Annotated in this window: 16 protein-coding genes and 1 CRISPR repeat array; of the genes, 2 read left to right on the top strand and 14 right to left on the bottom strand. The window is 31.8% G+C overall.

Translation table 11 applies throughout. The features are described 5' to 3' along the window. Position 1: 1 nt before the first annotated feature. From DIU01_RS07545 to DIU01_RS07515, 7 genes are all read right to left on the bottom strand, one after another. Positions 2-838: an ABC transporter permease gene (locus DIU01_RS07545; RefSeq protein ID WP_290833102.1), complete on the bottom strand. Its 837-nt coding sequence runs from the start codon at positions 836-838 to the stop codon at positions 2-4. Positions 839-865: 27 nt separating this feature from the next. Beyond that, entirely contained in the window at positions 866-1762 is an 897-nt protein-coding gene (locus tag DIU01_RS07540) for an ABC transporter ATP-binding protein (protein ID WP_290833100.1), read from the bottom strand. Positions 1763-1838: 76 nt separating this feature from the next. Then, positions 1839-3677, bottom strand: a complete 1839-nt coding sequence (locus DIU01_RS07535; protein ID WP_290833098.1) for a hypothetical protein — start codon at positions 3675-3677, stop codon at positions 1839-1841. Positions 3678-4286: 609 nt separating this feature from the next. Next, positions 4287-5039, bottom strand: coding sequence for a triose-phosphate isomerase (tpiA, locus tag DIU01_RS07530; RefSeq protein WP_290833096.1), 753 nt, complete (start codon positions 5037-5039; stop codon positions 4287-4289). A 2-nt stretch (positions 5040-5041) separates the two neighbouring features. Next, positions 5042-5539, bottom strand: coding sequence for a TlpA disulfide reductase family protein (locus DIU01_RS07525; protein WP_290833094.1), 498 nt, complete (start codon positions 5537-5539; stop codon positions 5042-5044). A gap of 16 nt (positions 5540-5555) precedes the next feature. Continuing rightward, positions 5556-6659, bottom strand: coding sequence for a BT_3928 family protein (locus DIU01_RS07520; protein ID WP_290833092.1), 1104 nt, complete (start codon positions 6657-6659; stop codon positions 5556-5558). A 79-nt stretch (positions 6660-6738) separates the two neighbouring features. Continuing rightward, on the bottom strand, positions 6739-7278 hold the full coding sequence (locus DIU01_RS07515) for a DUF1599 domain-containing protein (RefSeq protein ID WP_290833090.1): 540 nt from the start codon (positions 7276-7278) through the stop codon (positions 6739-6741). Between the two features lie 91 nt (positions 7279-7369). Between DIU01_RS07515 and folP the strand changes: the two genes are divergently transcribed. After that, complete coding sequence (gene folP, locus DIU01_RS07510) at positions 7370-8200, top strand: dihydropteroate synthase (RefSeq protein WP_290833088.1); 831 nt, start codon at positions 7370-7372, stop codon at positions 8198-8200. Further along, entirely contained in the window at positions 8200-8814 is a 615-nt protein-coding gene (locus DIU01_RS07505) for a hypothetical protein (protein WP_290833086.1), read from the top strand. The genes folP and DIU01_RS07505 overlap by 1 nt, the downstream gene beginning before the upstream one ends. A 46-nt stretch (positions 8815-8860) precedes the next feature. Here the strand turns inward: DIU01_RS07505 and rlmH are convergent, their stop codons facing one another. The 7 genes from rlmH to DIU01_RS07470 all read right to left on the bottom strand — a co-directional run bounded on the left by rlmH (position 8861) and on the right by DIU01_RS07470 (position 16490). Further along, positions 8861-9334 carry a 23S rRNA (pseudouridine(1915)-N(3))-methyltransferase RlmH gene (gene rlmH / locus DIU01_RS07500; RefSeq protein WP_290833084.1) on the bottom strand — a complete coding sequence of 158 codons (474 nt, stop codon included), beginning with the start codon at positions 9332-9334 and terminating at the stop codon, positions 8861-8863. Between the two features lie 80 nt (positions 9335-9414). Next, entirely contained in the window at positions 9415-11205 is a 1791-nt protein-coding gene (locus DIU01_RS07495) for an acyl-CoA dehydrogenase family protein (protein ID WP_290833082.1), read from the bottom strand. A 104-nt stretch (positions 11206-11309) separates the two neighbouring features. Then, positions 11310-12491, bottom strand: a complete 1182-nt coding sequence (locus DIU01_RS07490; RefSeq protein WP_290833080.1) for an acetyl-CoA C-acyltransferase — start codon at positions 12489-12491, stop codon at positions 11310-11312. A gap of 103 nt (positions 12492-12594) precedes the next feature. Further along, on the bottom strand, positions 12595-14985 hold the full coding sequence (locus DIU01_RS07485; RefSeq protein WP_290833078.1) for a 3-hydroxyacyl-CoA dehydrogenase/enoyl-CoA hydratase family protein: 2391 nt from the start codon (positions 14983-14985) through the stop codon (positions 12595-12597). A 47-nt stretch (positions 14986-15032) separates the two neighbouring features. Continuing rightward, a complete protein-coding gene (locus DIU01_RS07480) occupies positions 15033-15383 on the bottom strand; it encodes a four helix bundle protein (protein ID WP_290833076.1) in 351 nt (116 codons plus the stop codon). Positions 15384-15446: 63 nt separating this feature from the next. After that, on the bottom strand, positions 15447-15878 hold the full coding sequence (locus DIU01_RS07475) for a MarR family transcriptional regulator (RefSeq protein WP_290833074.1): 432 nt from the start codon (positions 15876-15878) through the stop codon (positions 15447-15449). A 261-nt stretch (positions 15879-16139) separates the two neighbouring features. Further along, entirely contained in the window at positions 16140-16490 is a 351-nt protein-coding gene (locus DIU01_RS07470) for a DUF2200 domain-containing protein (RefSeq protein WP_290833072.1), read from the bottom strand. A gap of 232 nt (positions 16491-16722) precedes the next feature. Beyond that, positions 16723-17529: direct repeats of the CRISPR family, unit length 46 nt; unit sequence GTTGTGAATTGATTTCAAAATTGTATTTTTATAGACTAATTCCAAC. Positions 17530-18804: the final 1275 nt, after the last annotated feature.

Genomic DNA, 18804 nt, shown 5'->3' with positions numbered 1-18804 from the left:
ACTACAAATCTCGTTTTTTAATGATATAATGTGACAAGAAAATAAAAATTGATGTCCAAGCCAGAACTATTAAAATAGAATACCAGTGAACGTCATAATCTTTTACATTCTCAATACCAACTTGATTTCCTATAGATTTTATTACGGCTAATCTAGTAACTGGTTCAATAATTAAATTACTCATTGATTCTAGTGGTAAAAACTGAGTTATTGAATGAGCGGTATCACTTTTTGGGAAAATTTTGAAACTTAAAATTCCAATAATGATGCCTTCAATAATGTTCCAAAAAAACAGAAAACCTAGTGCAAAGGCAGATTTTTTTACTAAAATACCCAAGAATAAGCAAAAAGAGAAAAATCCAATAAGCTTTACAAAATAGGCAAGTAGGTATTCCATTTGAGAGAAAATTATACTTGGCTCATTAAAAGAAGAAAAAATCAAACCTAAAATTAATGACACTATAAAAACAAAAACTGCAGAAATTCCGGCAAATAATGTTACAGTAAGAAATTTAGAATAGATGAATTCTTTTTTACTCATTCCATCTATTAGGTTTTGTTTTAGAGTTCCATAACTGTATTCATTTGCCATCATAGATACAATTACAACGGCTAAAAATATTTTGAAAAACGAAGCAAAATAGGTGTTAAAATGCCAAATGTATGGAAAATTAAATATTCCTTGTTCGGCTAAATCAAGATGAAATGGGCCAATATCAAATTTGATTGACGCAATTAAAGTTAAAAATGTAAGTAAAATAAAATAGGTTAATGTCAATATTCTACTCGCTCTGTTTTTCCAGATTTTTTGTAATTCTATAGATAATAATCGTTTCATTGGTGTTTGTTTTGGTTGAGTTGGAAATTATTTAGTAGCAGTCAATTGTAAAAACTGTTCTTCAAGCGAATGATTTCGTTTTACTAAATGGGTTACATAAATTTCGTTTTGAACTAAGAATTTGTTCAATTCACTAGGTTCAATGGTGCTTGATGATTGAACAATTACTTTTCCTTCTTCAAGCTTTATCGAATCAATATTTGGATATTTTTCTAATGTTTTCATTAACAAATCAATGTCATTAGATTGAACTTCTACAACTCCATTTGAGGATGACATTCCGGCAACGGTTCCAGTATATAAAATTTCGCCTTTGCGTAAAACTAAAACATGCGAACACACTTTTTCTACTTCGTCTAACAAATGCGATGCCAATAAAATTGTAGTTCCTTGTGATGCAATTAACCTAATAATATCTCTAATTTGATGAATTCCTTGCGGATCTAAACCGTTAGTTGGTTCATCTAAAATCAATATTTCTGGATCATTTAACAATGCTGATGCAATTGCCAAACGTTGTTTCATACCCAATGAAAAAGTTCTAAACTTGCTGTCTTTTCTATCTATTAATCCAACTATTTCAAGTTTTTCTTGTACTTTAGAATAGCTAATTCCTTTAATTTTACAAACCAATTCTAAATTCTCTTGCGCAGTCATGTACGGATAAAAATTTGGTCGCTCAATAATAGCTCCAACTTTTTTCAAAGCATCGTGTGTTTCCATTGTACCGCCAAACCAGCTGTATTCACCAGATGTTTTGTTAACTACGTTAAGCACAATTCCAAGAGTTGTAGATTTTCCCGAACCATTTGGCCCAAGAATTCCGTATACATTTCCTTTATGAATTTCTAGTGAAACATTTTTTACGGCTTGTAGTTTGCCATAACGTTTGTTTAAATTTTTGATTGATAGAATTGTTTCCAAGGTTTTTTGATTTTATATAAAGTAAGACGATGAACCCTAATTTTTGTTACCAGTTTCTTATAATTAAATTAAACTTCTAATTGTAAGGAACGATAGTTGGTGCTCCAATTTGATAATCAGGAATGGTTAAATCATTGTTTTTGAAGGAATTGGTTTTAAATATGTTACTTCCTTCATTTGGAATTGATGGATAATACGCAAACGATAATTGAAAGCTATTAAATACTAGATAATCGTTATTAATTAAAATTCCGATTCCAAGACTAGTGTACAATTTTTTATCAAACAGATAATTATTTTCATTGCCTACCATTCCCATTGAAAAATTAAAGTACGGATTAAAGTGAAATCCGTGCCAATTTCCTGGCGAATAGGTTTGCGTTTGAAAGGAAGCAACTAATTTTTTTGTGCCAAATAAAAGAACACTGTCAAAACCACTAATTCCGTTGGTATCATTAATGTTTATTCTGTCTTTAATATTAGGATTTCGGTTAATTCCCATGACAAAGGAAGGCTTAATAAACTGTCTAATTTTCCAATTTCCCCATTGAATTATGTTAGTAAAATAATTACCTTCTATTCGCAAAGTTGTTTCTTCTGTTGTGCCATTATTAAACAAACTTCCCCATTCTACATTGGTTCCGATATAACCAAAATTATAATAATGACCATAGGCAAATCGGGCTCCAAAATAGGCTCTTTTCGTTTTGTTTTTATCCTTAAAACCGCCTGTAATAGAATAGACTTGACCATACGGAACGTCTTCTATGATACCAAAATTGAATAAGTATTTTTCTTCTGTAAATTTTCTAGTGGTGATTCCAAAACTGGCTAAATAGTTTCGCTCTGAATTAAAAAACAATTTAGGATCATACTCTAAACTAGGTCTTTCAGTATAGTTAATATTCTGAAATCGTAGCGTTGTCACAAAATTTGTTGCACGATAATCTTCCGATTTTAAAGGAAATAATTTGAAGGCATGTCCAACCCAAAAATCTTGTGTTTCTAATTTAAAGCGCTGACTTTCATAATCTCCTGTCAAATCTGGAAGAGAATCTCTATAAAATCTATTTTCTATAAAAATTCCACCAGCCCAATGCGTTAGCGGTGAATAAAATATTCGTTCCACTTTTGCACTTTTTCTAGTGTTATTATAAGTATCATTTTGATAAAATAAGGACATGTTGATAAAAGTATTTAAAACATTACCTACAGTATACCTTGTACTTGAACCTTTCGTATTATTTTTAAATCGGTTGGTGTAATTTTGTTCTAATTCATGACCTAATCCAAAAAAATTACGCTCTGTGATTTCAAAATTAGCTTGCGAACCCGATAATGAACCTGTCGGAATTAAACTCCATGAATCTAAAACTCTTATCGAAATATCTACCGAATCTTTACTATTTTCAATTTCAATTGGTTCGATTAATACGGTTCTAAATTGCCTTTGACGTCTAATCAAACGTTCCGATTCTTTTGCTAATAATGAATCTAAAGGTTGGTTTCTTTTGATCAATAGCAAGTTTTTAACCGTCCATTCTTTCGATTTGAGGTGAAAACCATTTCCAAATTTTTCAAAGCTATTGCGAGGAACTTCTTCTTTGTTGGTTACAGAATATCCAAACGGATCTAAGGTTACAACATTGATTTTTCTAATGATTTTACCTTCATTCTTGTCAAAAGCTCTTTTTATAATGTACTTATTTCGAATGGATTTTTTAGAAGGAGCCGATTTTTTTGTAGATCGAAAAAGTAATTTATGAACAAACTTGGTAAATTTTCTTTTTTTAGAATAGTTCTCAATGTTTTTATAGACGGTCGTAGAATCTTTTTTTACGATTTTTTCTTGTGCTGAAATAGAATAACAGCAACCAAAAAAAAGCAATAATACCAGTAAAATTCTTTGTGACATATATAAAATTTTCTTTTGTAGCAAGGTATTAAAATTCATTTAATGATAACTCATTTCTAAGCTGGTTCTTGTGTTAAAGTGGGAATTTTATAACTTTTTTGCTTTTAAATGATACTTTTTGAACGATTGCAGTTAGATTCAAATAAAAAATCCCTAACTGTTTTTGCAATTAGGGATTTACTCAACTCAAACTATTTAATGATTCACTTAAAACTCTATTTTTTAACCAACGGATGTTTCTTCTTGCAAAAGTTGAATGAGGTTTTATTTACTTCTTTCAATTATCGCATTTATGAAGTTTTTATTACTTTAGAATCGTTAATTCATTATAATCTACATACAGAATTCATATACTCTAAACTAGGAAGTCACATTTCTTTTGACTCTTTGACAATCCTATTTAGGTAGATTATTTGGTTAGAAATCTAAAATTATACAATTATAAATAAAATAGCAAATAAATCTGTTTAAATGCAGTTAATTTTATAATATGTAAGTATAATTTTATATTTTTAACATTATTATGCAAAATATATTAGATTTTATGAAAACAAAAAATCCTCAATCGATTTTACTCAATTGAGGATTTATATTTTATAAAAGTGCTTTTTAAATTGCGTTTACAATAGCAACAAAATCGTCTGCTTTTAATGCTGCTCCACCAATTAATCCGCCATCAACATCGGGTTTTCCGAAGATTTCTTGCGCGTTATCTGGTTTTACACTTCCGCCATAAAGGATAGAAACGTTTTCTGCAATTTCGCTTCCGTAAGTATGACGAACAGTTTCTCTAATAAAGGCGTGCATTTCTTGGGCTTGCTCTGGACTTGCAGTTTCGCCGGTTCCAATGGCCCAAACTGGTTCGTATGCCAAAATAATATCTTGCCAAGCTTCGTTACTTAAATGAAATAATCCGTCGCGCAATTGATTTTCAACTACATTAAAATGTTGCTCGTCTTTTCTGTCTTTCAATTCTTCGCCAAAGCAAAAAATCACAGTCATATCGTGACGTAAAGCAGTATCTACTTTATTTGCAATTAAAGCATCGGTTTCATGAAAAATTGAACGTCTTTCAGAATGTCCTAAAATTACTGTGTTTACACCAACGCTTTTCAACATATCTGCCGAAATTTCTCCAGTATAAGCGCCATTTTCATTTTGATGCATGTTTTGTGCAGCAACTGTAATGTTAGTAAACTCTAAATGATCTACGGCAGAAGCCAAATTCACAAAAGTAGGAGCTACAATAATTTGTACTTCTTTATCTTCTGGTAATTTGTCGATTAATTCATTTAACAAGTCTTCAGTTTCTTCACTGTTTTTGTTCATTTTCCAGTTTCCTGCAACAATTTTAGTTCTCATTTTTATTGTTTTAATGCTTTAGTAATTTTTTCAAAGTCTTTTTCTATCGCTCTATATAAATCTACAGAACCTTCTTTGTTAACAACAATATATCTCGGAATCCAATCTAAATCAATTGATTGTCCGAAACTGCCTTTCATTCCTTTTTCATCATTAACCCAATAGTGATCTCCTTCAACTTCATGTTTTTTAATTCCTTCATTCCACTTTTCAAAAGATTTGTCCATTGAAATAAATACATAGGCAACATCAGGATTTTCTTTCTGAATTTCTTTTAATTTAGGCATCGCTTTTACACAATCGCTACACCAAGAAGCCCAAACTTCAATTAAAATGGTTTTTCCTTTGTGTTGTTCGAGAATATCTCTAAAAGCAATTTCGTTACCTTCTAATGTTGTTATTTGTCCGTTTAATGCTTCTTCAGAAAATTGTTTTTCTTGTGCATTGGTGCAAGATATTGTGGTCATTACGATACTTAATATTAAGAGTATTTTTTTCATAGTTTTCATTTTTAAATTATAATTTTAGTTGATCACTATCATTGTGATGTAATTTTTGTTTGATGGTTCCTTTTTCAATAACTATTATACTCGGATTGGCTCTTTCTATTGTTTTAATAGCAATAGCATCACAGAAATAGTAATCAAAAGTTTGTCCGTATTTTTTCTTAACCTCGGCAGTTTTGTCTTTAGAAGCAGTTAATGCAACCACTTTATATCCTTTTGCTTTAGCGTCAAGATTAATTTTCTCTAATTTTTGTAAACCATCAGCATCGGCTTTATCCAAATCATATGCTGTAAATATAATCAATTTTGGTTCTTGTAGTAAGGCGTCTTTATAGTCAGTTCCATCTAATTCCAGAGCGAAATCGTGAATTGGTGGCACATAACCTTCTTTAATTACTTTATCTTTACGCTCTACAAATACTGCATCCGATGGAATTTTTCCGTCCATTAAATCTTTTTCTGCAAACTCAGTTGCAACACCTTTTACTTTGTAAACAAAGATCATTTCTACAACACTTTTTTCAGCGTTAGCAGGAACTTCCATTCCTTTTTGGATGTTATTTCCAACTTTATAAGGTCTAAAATCTTTTAAAGGCAAGTGATTTAAAACCCAATATCCCATAAATGCTGATAAAACAACACTTAAAACGGCCAATATGTTCTGAACTTTTTGTCCGAATAATGGTTTTATCAACTTCATATTGAAGAATAAAATCAGAATAAAAAACAATAAAACAACATCTTTAGTGAATGATTCCCAAGGAGTTAGTTTTAAAGCATCGCCAAAGCAACCACAATCTTTAACTACATCAAAATAAGCTGAATAAAAGGTTAAAAACGTAAAGAATACAATCAGTAAAAGTAAACTCCAAATGGTGAATTTCGATTTATATCCAATTAAAAGCATTACACCCAAAACTACTTCTAAAATTACTAGAAACAACGCCAAAGCCAATGTATACGGAACTAAAAACGGAATATTAAAAACCGTTTCACTAAAATATTCATCCAATTTATAAGAGAATCCAACTGGATCATTAAGTTTGATTAAACCCGAAATAATAAACAATATTCCGACGAAAATTCTAGAAAACTGGGTAATTATGTTTTTCATTTTTTAAATTTTGTACAAAGTTAAAATAGATACTTTAATAGTGGTGTTAATGAATTGTTATTGTGTCATTGCAAAATACCTAGAACTTCTTCATCAATATCAAAGCAAAAATCGAATAATTAATCATGTCTTGATAATTGGCATCAATACCTTCTGATACCAACGTTTTTCCTTTATTATCTTCAATTTGTTTTACGCGAAGTAACTTTTGAAGAATTAAATCGGTTAACGAACTCACTCTCATTTCGCGCCAAGCTTCGCCATAATCATGGTTTTTAGCTTCCATTAAGGTTTTGGTTAACGTTACTTTTTCATCATAAAGTTGGGTTGCCTTTTCAACTCCTAAATCGGGTTGGTCTACAACACCTAAGTCCAATTGAATCAAAGCCATGATGCAATAATTGATAATTCCGATGAATTCTCCAGTTTCATCTTCATCCACTTTACGCACTTCGTTTTCTTGCAAACTTCTAATGCGTTGCGCTTTTATAAAAATTTGGTCAGTAAGCGATGGCAAACGTAAAATACGCCAAGCACTTCCATAATCGGTCATTTTTTTGATAAATAAATCACGGCAAACGCCAATTACTTTATCATATTCTTGTGAAGTATTCTTCATTAAATGGTATATTTGTATGAATTTTTTCAAAAGTACAGATTTTTTCTCTGAAATCTAAAATCAAAATCTAAATTCTGAAATCAAAGCGAGAATGACAATCAATTGCAACGGAAAACTCATCGATTTATCAACTCCCAAAGTGATGGGAATTTTAAATTGTACACCAGATTCTTTTTACGATGGCGGAAAATATAAAAGTGAATCTCAATTTCTTTCTCAGGTTGAAAAAATGCTTTCAGATGGAGCGACTTTCGTTGATATTGGAGCCTATTCAAGTAAACCTAATGCCGAATTTGTATCGGAAGAAGAAGAATTAAACAGATTACTTCCTGTTATAGAGTTGGTTTTGAAAACGTTTCCAGAAACTATAATCTCTGTAGATACTTTTAGAAGTAAAATTGCTCAAAGTGCTATTGAAAACGGTGCAGCAATCATCAATGATATTTCGGCAGGAAATTTAGACGAAAATATGTTGGAAACCGTTGCCAAACTTCAAGTTCCGTACATTATGATGCACATGAAAGGAACTCCGCAAACCATGCAAACGTTAACGCAATATGACAATATTTGCAAAGAAATGCTTTTCTATTTTTCAGAAAGAGTAGGCAAGGCGAGAAGTTTCGGAATTAACGACATTATAATCGATCCCGGATTTGGATTTGCTAAAACATTGGAGCAAAATTATGAAGTGATGCAAAAATTAGAATTGTTTCAAATGCTAGAATTGCCTTTACTTGTTGGAATTTCCAGAAAATCGATGATATACAAAACATTAGAAACCACAGCAGAAAATAGTTTGAACGGAACCACATTTTTAAACGCAATTTCACTTCAAAAAGGCGCCAATATTCTTCGAGTTCATGATGTAAAAGAAGCTGTTGAAGGCGTAAAATTATTCAATAAATTAAATCAGATTTTATAATGAAAAAGATACTTGTTACACTTTTAGCTTTTGCACTATTTTCTTGCAATGAAAAAGAGGTTTTATTACCAGAAGTTGATACAACTATTGTAGAAAAAGTTGAAAATTTATCTCCAATTTATATTTTTCTCGAAGTAAAAGGTAAAGATACAGTTGCCGCATTGAATAGAAAAAACGCCATAAGTTCGACCAATTTCATTTTCAATATTGACAAGCGTTTGCCATTAAAATTAGTGCTTCCAGAAGTAATAAAAGCTGTTGCTAAAAAAGAAGCAAGTGCTCACAAAGACAGTACTTCGCAGAATTATTATTCGTATTCTGACATCAAGAAAAAACAATTGGCATTTCTACCATTTACTAAAATGAATTACAAATTAGAAAAACCAAAATCGGGTGGTACTATTTATTTTTCTAAAAATCAAATAGTTGTGGATAATATACCATTTGAAAAAGAAAAATTTGAAAAGTATATCCAAAATCTTTCAGTTGAGGATTTATACAAATGTAATTTTTGTTTTGATAAAAATGATAGTTACGAAAGTTACATTAAGAATCTTGTTTTTATAAAATCGTTAGATATAAAACGAACTCATACTGAAGAATACATTTATTAAAATTCCAACTTCTAAATTCCAAATTCCAAATTGCATCTTCTATCTTTTACTGATGATGATACGGTTCATTTTTTAGAATAGTAAATCCGCGATAAATTTGCTCAATTACGAACAATCGAACCATTTGATGCGAAAAAGTCATTGCTGAAAGTGAGATTTTACCTTGTGCTTTTTTATACACTTCATCACTAAAACCGTAAGGTCCGCCAATTACAAAAACAAGTGTTTTAATCCCGGCATTCATTTTTTTCTGTAAATAATCTGAGAAACCAATGCTTGAAAAATTAGTACCATTTTCATCCAATAAAATCAATTGATCGGTTGGCGAAAGTTTGGCTAAAATGAGTTCGCCTTCTTTTTCTTTCTGTTGATTTTCTGATAGATTTTTGACGTTTTTAATATCTGGAATTACCTCTAAATCAAATTTTATGTAAAACGACAAGCGCTTGCTGTATTCGTCAATTAACGCTTGCAGGTTTTTATTATCGGTTTTGCCAATAGCTAGGAGTTTGATGTTCATGGTTTTTGTAAAATGCAAAAGTATAAAAAAGAACCATCCGAAAAAACGGATGGTTCACAAACACAATTCACTTAACTAAATTAAAAACAATAACTATTTTCAGCTACTAATTTTGCAGTAATTGTTTCTCTCAAAGCTACAATATTAGGCATGTTGGTGTATTTTGTAAAACGGCGTAAACCCATAAGCATCATGCGTTGTTCATCGCCTTCGGCAAACGAAATAATGCTTTCTTTACCTTTTTGAGTAACTATGTCAACGGCTTTGTACAAGTATAATTTTGCCATTGCAATTTGCTCTTTTACTTTGTCTTCGCCTTCTTTTTTGGCTAATTTTTCAGTACGTAAAATAGTACTTTCTGCCATGTAAATTTCAATTAACATATCGGCTGCAGCCATTAATAATTGTTGGTGCCCGTCTAAATCTGGTCCAAATTTTTGAACTGCACCACCAGCAACCATTAAGAACGATTTTTTCAAATTGGCTAATATCGCTTTTTCTTCAGCAAATAATTCGGAGAAATCTGGAGTATCGAATGATGGAATTCCCATTAATTCTTCTTGAACTTTAGATGCTGGTCCAAGTAAATCAACGTGACCTTTCATAGCTTTTTTGATCAACATTCCTACAGATAACATTCTGTTGATTTCATTTGTACCTTCGTAAATACGAGCAATTCTTGCATCACGCCAAGCAGATTCCATTGGTGTATCTTCAGAGAATCCCATTCCACCAAAAATTTGAATTCCTTCATCGGAACAATTTTGAACGTCTTCAGAAACTGCCACTTTTAGAATTGAACATTCTATTGCAAATTCTTCAACTCCTTTTAATTCTGCTTCTTGGTGTGAATTTCCTTCAGCAACTCTAGCATTTATTCTATCTTCAATAGCTTTTGCTGCTCTGTATGTAGCGCTTTCTCCAGCATAACAACTTGTTGCCATTTCTGCTAATTTGTAACGAATTGCTCCAAATTGCGAAATTGGTGTATTAAATTGAACTCTTTCATTTGCATATTTAACTGCTCCGTCAGTCACTCTACGTTGTGCATCCAAACAAGCTGCAGCTAATTTTATACGTCCAACATTTAATGAATTCATTGCGATTTTAAATCCGTTTCCTCTTTCAGAAAGCATGTTTTCTACAGGAACTTTCGTTTCATTAAAGAACACCTGACGCGTAGAAGAAGCACGAATTCCTAATTTATGCTCTTCTTCATTCATCGAAATTCCATTTGATGGATCATTTTCAACGATGAAACCTGTAATATTTTTATCATCGCCAATTCTTGCGAAAACTATAAATAAGGAACAAAATCCAGCGTTAGAAATCCACATTTTTTGTCCTGTGATAGAATATGTTTTTCCATCTTCAGATAAAACTGCTTTAGTTTTTCCAGAATTTGCATCCGAACCTGCACCTGGTTCTGTTAAGCAATAAGCTCCAAACCATTCACCAGAAGCTAATTTTGGTACATACTTTAATTTTTGTTCTTCATTTCCGTATAGCGTAATCGGCATAGTTCCAATTCCAGTATGCGCACCAAACGCTGTAGAAAACGAACCAGTTGCACCCGAAATGTAATCGCAAACTAGACAAGTGTCTACAAATCCCATCCCTAATCCGCCGTAAGCTTCTGGAACTGCTATTCCTAAGAATCCCATTTCTCCTGCTTTACGCATCGATGCTTCTGTGTAAGCGTAATCTTTTTTCTCAAATTTGTCTTTGTGTGCCCACAATTCTTTATCTGTAAATTCTTTTACAGAATCGCGCATCATTAATTGTTCTTCAGAGAAATCCTCTGGAGTAAAGACATTTTCACATTTGGTTTCTTTTACCAAAAACTGTCCACCTCTTGTTATATCTTCCATAATTTAGTTTTTTTTAGTTTTAATAGTTTTTTTTGAACACAGAGTTTAGAAATTTTAATAATTTTTTGAATTTCTAAAATCTGTGTTCTTAATATTTTGTTTTGTTATAAAAGTTCAAATACACCTGCAGAACCTTGACCAGTTCCAACACACATACTTACAATTCCGTATTTATCACCACGACGTTTCATTTCGTCAAATAATTGTACCGATAATTTTGCACCAGTACAACCTAATGGATGACCTAATGCGATTGCGCCACCATTCACATTTATAATTTCTGGATTCAGATTTAATTCACGAGTTACTGCTAATGCTTGTGATGCGAAAGCTTCGTTTAGTTCAATTAATCCAATATCATTTAGTGATAATCCGGCTTGTTTTAATGCTTTCGGAATTGCTTTAACTGGTCCGATTCCCATAATTCTTGGTTCAACTCCAGCGGATGCAAAATTTACTAATCGTGCAATAGGAGTGATGTTTAATTCTTTTACCAATTCTTCGCTCATGATTAAAACGAATGCTGCACCATCACTCATTTGTGATGAGTTTCCAGCAGTTACACTTCCGTCAGCGGCGAAAACCGGACGTAATTTATTCAATGCTGCAATATTGGTGTCAGCTCTCGGACCTTCATCTTTGCTTACTACGTATGATTTTGTTTCCTTTTTACCATTTTCATTGATGAAAGTCTGTTCAACAGTAATCGGAACAATTTGTTTGTCAAATTTACCTTCAGCTTGAGCTTTCAATGCTTTTTGATGTGAGTTGAAAGCAAACTCATCTTGATCTTCACGAGAAATATTGAATTGTTTTGCAACAGCTTCTGCCGTTAGACCCATTCCCCAATAATAATCTTCGTTTCCTTCTTTTGCGACAGCGTAATCTGGCGTTGGTTTGTATCCACCCATTGGGATAAAACTCATGCTTTCTGCACCACCAGCGATAATACAATCTGCCATTCCGCTTTGGATTTTGGCTGTTGCCATTCCGATTGTTTCTAGTCCAGAAGCGCAATATCTATTTACTGTTACTCCAGGAACATCGGTTACTTTTAATCCCATTAATGAAATTAATCGTCCAACGTTTAGTCCTTGTTCTGCTTCTGGCATTGCATTTCCAACCATTACGTCGTCAATTCTTTTTTTGTCGAAATCTGGAAATTGAGCCATCAGATGTTCGATTGTTTCTGCTGCTAATTCGTCAGGACGTTTGAAACGGAAAACTCCTTTTGGTGCTTTTCCAACTGCCGTACGAAATCCGGATACTATATATGCTGTTTTCATAGTTATTGTATTAAGATTGGAGTATTAAGTATTAAGACTTACCAATCGTGTGATTATACTTTTAATGTTTTTTGAAAGGAGAAATTCATATTTGAAACTTCTACTAATTTCTCAACGGTTTTCCTTTTGTTAACATAAATTGGATACGCTCCAATGTTTTTCTTTCTGTACAAAGCGATAAAAATGCTTCTCTTTCAATATCCAATAAATATTGTTCGCTTACTAAAGTTGGTTCAGATAAATCGCCTCCAGCCATAACGTACGCTAGTTTGTTAGCAATTTTCAAATCGTGTTCTGAAATGTATTTTCCAGCAACCATTTGGTTTGTTCCAACTAAGAACATTCCTAACGCTTGTTTTCCTAAAACTTTTACGTCTTTTCTTTGAATTGGTTGTGTGTAACCAGCTTCAGCCATTAACAATGCGTGTTTCTTAGCTTCGGCTATTTGTCTGTCTTTATTAACTACGACAATATCTTTTCCTTTTTGTAAAAGTCCGGTATCAAAAGCTTCATACGCTGATGTTGATACTTTTGCCATTGCGATGGTCATGAAATATTCTTGTAAAACATTCAATTCAACGTCATTTTTATGGAATAAATCTGAGGCACGTAACGTCAATTCTTTAGAACCACCACCACCAGGAATTACACCAACTCCAAATTCTACCAATCCCATATAGGTTTCTGCTGCAGCAACGACTTTATCGGCGTGTAAACTCATTTCGCATCCACCACCAAAAGTCATTCCGTGTGGCGCAACCACTACAGGAATTCCAGAGTAACGCACACGCATCATCGTGTCTTGGAACATTTTGATAGCCATGTTCAATTCGTCGTATTCTTGCTCAACAGCCATCATGAAAATCATTCCGATATTGGCTCCAACAGAGAAATTCGCTGCTTGATTTCCGATAACTAATCCTTGATATTCTTTTTCTGATAAATCTATTGCTTTGTTGATAGCTGATAAAACATCGCCACCAATGGTATTCATTTTCGATTGGAATTCTAAGTTCAAAATTCCGTCTCCTAAATCCTGAATAATTGCTCCAGAATTACTCCAAACTTTCTTAGTTTCACGAATATTGTTTAGGATGATGAAACTATCTTGTCCCGGAATTTTCGTCTGTGATTTATTTGGAATATTATAGAAATAAGTTGCACCTTCTTTTACAGCATAAAAACTTGTAGTTCCAGAAGCTACCATTTCGTTAACCCAAGCAGCTGGCTCGTAACCTTCAGCTTTCATTAACTCAATTCCTTTTTCAACACCAATGGCATCCCATATCTCGAACGGACCATTTTCCCATCCGAAACCCGCTTTCATGGCATCGTCAATTTTGTATAATTCGTCTGATATTTCAGGAATTCTATTCGATACATAAGCAAACATAGACGAGAATGATTTTCTGTAGAATTCGCCTGCTTTGTCTTTTCCTTTCACTAAAACCTTGAATCTATTGATTGGTTTATCGATGGTTTTAGTCAATTCTAATGTAGCAAAATTTGCTTTTTTTGCTGCTCTATATTCAAGAGTATCTAAATCTAAAGTTAGAATTTCTTTTCCTTCTTTTTTGTAAAAACCTTGACCAGTTTTGCTTCCTAACCATTTGTTTTCCATCATTTTGTTGATGAAAGTTGGAAGTTTAAACAATTCATGTGCTTCGTCATTCGGACAATTTTCATAAATTCCGTTGGCAACGTGAACTAATGTATCCAATCCAACAACGTCAACAGTTCTGAAAGTAGCCGATTTTGGTCGACCAATAACTGGACCAGTTAATTTGTCAACTTCTTCGATAGTTAAACCCATTTCGGTAACCAAGTGAAACAAACTCTGAATTCCGAAGATTCCGATTCTATTTCCAATAAATGCTGGAGTATCTTTGGCTACAACTGATGTTTTTCCTAAGAATTGTGATCCATAATTTGTTAAGAAATCCAATACTTCTGATGAAGTTTGTGGACCAGGAATGATTTCGAATAATTTTAGATAACGAGCTGGATTGAAGAAATGGGTTCCACAGAAATGTTTCTGAAAATCTTCGCTTCGTCCTTCGCTCATGAATTTTATTGGAATACCAGAAGTGTTAGAAGTTACTAAAGTTCCTGGTTTTCTGTATTTTTCGATTTGTTCAAAAACCAATTTCTTGATGTCTAAACGTTCTACTACAACTTCGATAATCCAATCGTAATTGGCAATTTTCGCCATATCATCGGTTGTATTTCCGGTTGTAATTCTGCTCGCAAATTTCTGGTTGTAAATAGGCGATGGGCTACTTTTTAAAGCATTCGCTAAGTGATCGTTTACCAATCGGTTGCGAACAACTTTACTTTCTAAAGTTAGTCCTTTCTTTTCTTCGATTTCGGTTAAAGCATTCGGAGCAATATCCAAAAGCAATACTTCCAATCCGATGTTTGCAAAATGACAAGCAATTCCAGAACCCATGATTCCGGATCCAACTACTGCCACTTTTTTAATAATTCGTTTCATTTGTTTCATTTTAAAGAAAATAGAATATAGAGAATAGAAAATAGACTTTACTTCAGTCCATTTTGAAATGACATTGTCATTCTTTGAAATTCTTCTATCTTACTTTCTAATTGGTTAAAAATTGTTTCTGTTATATACTTTCTATGTTTTGAAACTATAAGTTGTGTTATTAATTCAAATGATGATCCTAGTGAAATATCTATAAAATGACTAAAAGATTTATCTGTTCTTGAAGAACCTTCAGCTATATTACTTGGTATAGAAACAGAACATCTACTTAATTGCGAACTTAAATCATAACGCTCATGTTTTGGAAAATCCACCAGAATATCTGAAACATCATTCGCTATTCCAATACCAAGCTGCCAAATCTTTAAGTTCTTATAATTATGTCTCATTGTACTAGAATGTCTATATTCTATATTCTATATTCTATATTCTATATTCTATATTCTTAAATTTTAAAATATCTTCTTCTCCGCAATTAAATCATTAATGATATCAGCAACTTCAATGAAGTTTTTCAGTTTTTCATCTGAAATGTTTTTGCGAATGGTTTCATTAAATTGTAATACGGTTTCTTTTGATTGTGCTCGCATTTGTTTACCAAAATCGGTTAGGTAAATTAATACACCACGACCATCGTCAGGATTTTTCTTTCGTATTATTAATCCTTTTTCCTCCAGTGTTTTTAGCGTTCGGGTTAATGAAGTTGCTTCCATACCCATACGCGAACTTATCGCTGTTGAAGGTGTTCCTTCTTCTTTATCAATACTTAGTAAAGCAAAACCAATTGCCATCGAACCATCAAATTTGGAAGCTTCTTCGTTGTACATTCTCGAAACAGCTTGCCAAGTGGCTCTTAATATATAGTCTATTGTTTTTTCTTTCATATTTATAACTACGTTTTGCTATAACGTTTTAGTTCGGAATTTCAAAGATAAGAAAAATTTATTATGCACGCATACTATTTTGAAGTTTTTTTTACTTCAAATTTGCAAAATAGTGACGAAGTATTGATTTTATTTGGCTTTAGGATTGATTGGAAAAGAGTAAAATTCCAATTTTTATATGAAATAATCTGTAATTATTACATTATCATTTCGTTATTTGTAACTAAAAGTGTGGTTTGTGCGATGTATAAATTGAATGAATTAGCTTCTCAAAATCTTATTCATCGATTTTCCTTTGGATAATTCATCAACCAATTTATCTAAGTAACGAATCTTTTGCATGAGCGGATTTTCAATATCTTCTACCCGATAACCACAGATTACGCCTGTAATTTTTGCAACGTTTGGATTGATTTGTGGTGCTTTTTCAAAAAAGGTTTGAAAGTCGATTTTATCATCAAGTACTTGCTGAAATGTTTCTTCGTTGTAGCCTGTTAACCAAAAAATAATTTCATCCAATTCCACTTTTGTCTGACCTTTTCGCTCCACTTTATTGATGTAATGCGGATAAACGCTTGCGAATGATGTGGTGAATATTCTATGATTTTCCATGCTTTTGTCTAAGATTTATTCTTAATGTAAAAAGAAATGAGTCACAAATTTAATTATATTTTTCAATACTCTTTTCCAAAATCATTTTAAACCTGTTACGTAAACGTTCGGGTTTTATGATTTCTAATCCGTTGCCAAATCCTAATAAAAGACGTTCGAGTTCGTAGTTTTCAATTAAAAGTAAATGGATTATTATGCTACCGTCGTCGTTTGTTTGTATCAACCTTTGCGAGTTATGAATTGATTTCAAAATTGTATTTTTATAGACTAATTCCAACTTATCGAGTAGCTAAATTCCCTTTAATTGAGTTGTGAATTGATTTCAAAATTGTATTTTTATAGACTAATTCCAACTTTTTTGATTGTAGTCCTTACACATCAATTGTTGTGAATTGATTTCAAAATTGTATTTTTATAGACTAATTCCAACAAAGAGTTTGATCACCATAATTCTGTATTTGTTGTGAATTGATTTCAAAATTGTATTTTTATAGACTAATTCCAACCCAAATAGGTTTCCAATCGTAACCCACAAAGTTGTGAATTGATTTCAAAATTGTATTTTTATAGACTAATTCCAACTTAAGATTGTTGACTTTGAAACAGCATATAGTTGTGAATTGATTTCAAAATTGTATTTTTATAGACTAATTCCAACTGAATCTGGTGGCAAACTAACTAAAGTTCAGTTGTGAATTGATTTCAAAATTGTATTTTTATAGACTAATTCCAACTACTCCCATTATTAAAACTTCCGCCACTAAGTTGTGAATTGATTTCAAAATTGTATTTTTATAGACTAATTCCAACGATATTATTGTAGTTTATAACACAAGGCGCAGTTGTGAATTGATTTCAAAATTGTATTTTTATAGACTAATTCCAACTTTGACAAAATATTAAGTAAGTGGGTTAGTGTTGTGAATTGATTTCAAAATTGTATTTTTATAGACTAATTCCAACTAAAAAATATTCAGCAACAAGTCTATGTATGTTGTGAATTGATTTCAAAATTGTATTTTTATAGACTAATTCCAACCAAAAACAAATGCATTGCGTTCGCCCTCTGTTGTGAATTGATTTCAAAATTGTATTTTTATAGACTAATTCCAACAAAACCAGACTTTAGATATTGCAACTGCTAGTTGTGAATTGATTTCAAAATTGTATTTTTATAGACTAATTCCAACAAAAGCGTTGAAGTAGGTAAAGCCGACGGTGTTGTGAATTGATTTCAAAATTGTATTTTTATAGACTAATTCCAACATATTTGAATCAGAAGAAACCCTACAAATCGTTGTGAATTGATTTCAAAATTGTATTTTTATAGACTAATTCCAACAACTCTCACTTATTAAATTTGTTAATGTATGTTGTGAATTGATTTCAAAATTGTATTTTTATAGACTAATTCCAACGAGAGGTTGCGCTTCAAGACCTTTACAGAAGTTGTGAATTGATTTCAAAATTGTATTTTTATAGACTAATTCCAACCTTCAATGTCCATTGATAAAATAGCACCATGTTGTGAATTGATTTCAAAATTGTATTTTTATAGACTAATTCCAACTGTTAGATGATTATCTACTTGGAGAAAGTGGTTGTGAATTGATTTCAAAATTGTATTTTTATAGACTAATTCCAACTAGATGACTTTGCTAATCAATCGGGGTTTGGTTGTGAATTGATTTCAAAATTGTATTTTTATAGACTAATTCCAACTAGAGTATTTCGTGACTGCATAGAACGTGAGTTGTGAATTGATTTCAAAATTGTATTTTTATAGACTAATTCCAACTTTTCGTGTTCTATTGTGCTATTCGCTTGTGTTGTGAATTGATTTCAAAATTGTATTTTTATAGACTAATTCCAACAAGCCGTTTCAAATGTGTCAATTAATGAGTGTTGTGAATTGATTTCAAAATTGTATTTTTATAGACTAATTCCAACAAAATCAGCCTATATAATCTTATCGGATTCGTTGTGAATTGATTTCAAAATTGTATTTTTATAGACTAATTCCAACTAATTTGGAATTGCAACTGTCAACGTTTCGGTTGTGAATTGATTTCAAAATTGTATTTTTATAGACTAATTCCAACTGTACTTTTCCTTTAATGTTTGCAGAAATTGTTGTGAATTGATTTCAAAATTGTATTTTTATAGACTAATTCCAACAATTTGAATTATTAGCATTATTCCAAGCTCGTTGTGAATTGATTTCAAAATTGTATTTTTATAGACTAATTCAAACAAAGACAGCCGAAGAGACTATCTCGTCTGTGTTGTGAATTGATTTCAAAATTGTATTTTT

The organism is Flavobacterium sp., from assembly GCF_003525665.1.
Classification (GTDB): Bacteria; Bacteroidota; Bacteroidia; order Flavobacteriales; family Flavobacteriaceae; genus Flavobacterium.
This window is presented reverse-complemented; position numbering and strand designations above follow the sequence as displayed.

Coding starts and splice junctions, on each gene's coding strand:
- DIU01_RS07545 (WP_290833102.1), bottom strand. CDS start 838: ATGAAACGATTATTATCTATAGAATTACAAAAAATCTGGAAAAACAGA.
- DIU01_RS07535 (WP_290833098.1), bottom strand. CDS start 3,677: ATGTCACAAAGAATTTTACTGGTATTATTGCTTTTTTTTGGTTGCTGT.
- tpiA (WP_290833096.1), bottom strand. CDS start 5,039: ATGAGAACTAAAATTGTTGCAGGAAACTGGAAAATGAACAAAAACAGT.
- DIU01_RS07525 (WP_290833094.1), bottom strand. CDS start 5,539: ATGAAAAAAATACTCTTAATATTAAGTATCGTAATGACCACAATATCT.
- DIU01_RS07520 (WP_290833092.1), bottom strand. CDS start 6,659: ATGAAAAACATAATTACCCAGTTTTCTAGAATTTTCGTCGGAATATTG.
- DIU01_RS07515 (WP_290833090.1), bottom strand. CDS start 7,278: ATGAAGAATACTTCACAAGAATATGATAAAGTAATTGGCGTTTGCCGT.
- folP (WP_290833088.1), top strand. CDS start 7,370: ATGACAATCAATTGCAACGGAAAACTCATCGATTTATCAACTCCCAAA.
- DIU01_RS07505 (WP_290833086.1), top strand. CDS start 8,200: ATGAAAAAGATACTTGTTACACTTTTAGCTTTTGCACTATTTTCTTGC.
- rlmH (WP_290833084.1), bottom strand. CDS start 9,334: ATGAACATCAAACTCCTAGCTATTGGCAAAACCGATAATAAAAACCTG.
- DIU01_RS07495 (WP_290833082.1), bottom strand. CDS start 11,205: ATGGAAGATATAACAAGAGGTGGACAGTTTTTGGTAAAAGAAACCAAA.
- DIU01_RS07490 (WP_290833080.1), bottom strand. CDS start 12,491: ATGAAAACAGCATATATAGTATCCGGATTTCGTACGGCAGTTGGAAAA.
- DIU01_RS07485 (WP_290833078.1), bottom strand. CDS start 14,985: ATGAAACGAATTATTAAAAAAGTGGCAGTAGTTGGATCCGGAATCATG.
- DIU01_RS07480 (WP_290833076.1), bottom strand. CDS start 15,383: ATGAGACATAATTATAAGAACTTAAAGATTTGGCAGCTTGGTATTGGA.
- DIU01_RS07475 (WP_290833074.1), bottom strand. CDS start 15,878: ATGAAAGAAAAAACAATAGACTATATATTAAGAGCCACTTGGCAAGCT.
- DIU01_RS07470 (WP_290833072.1), bottom strand. CDS start 16,490: ATGGAAAATCATAGAATATTCACCACATCATTCGCAAGCGTTTATCCG.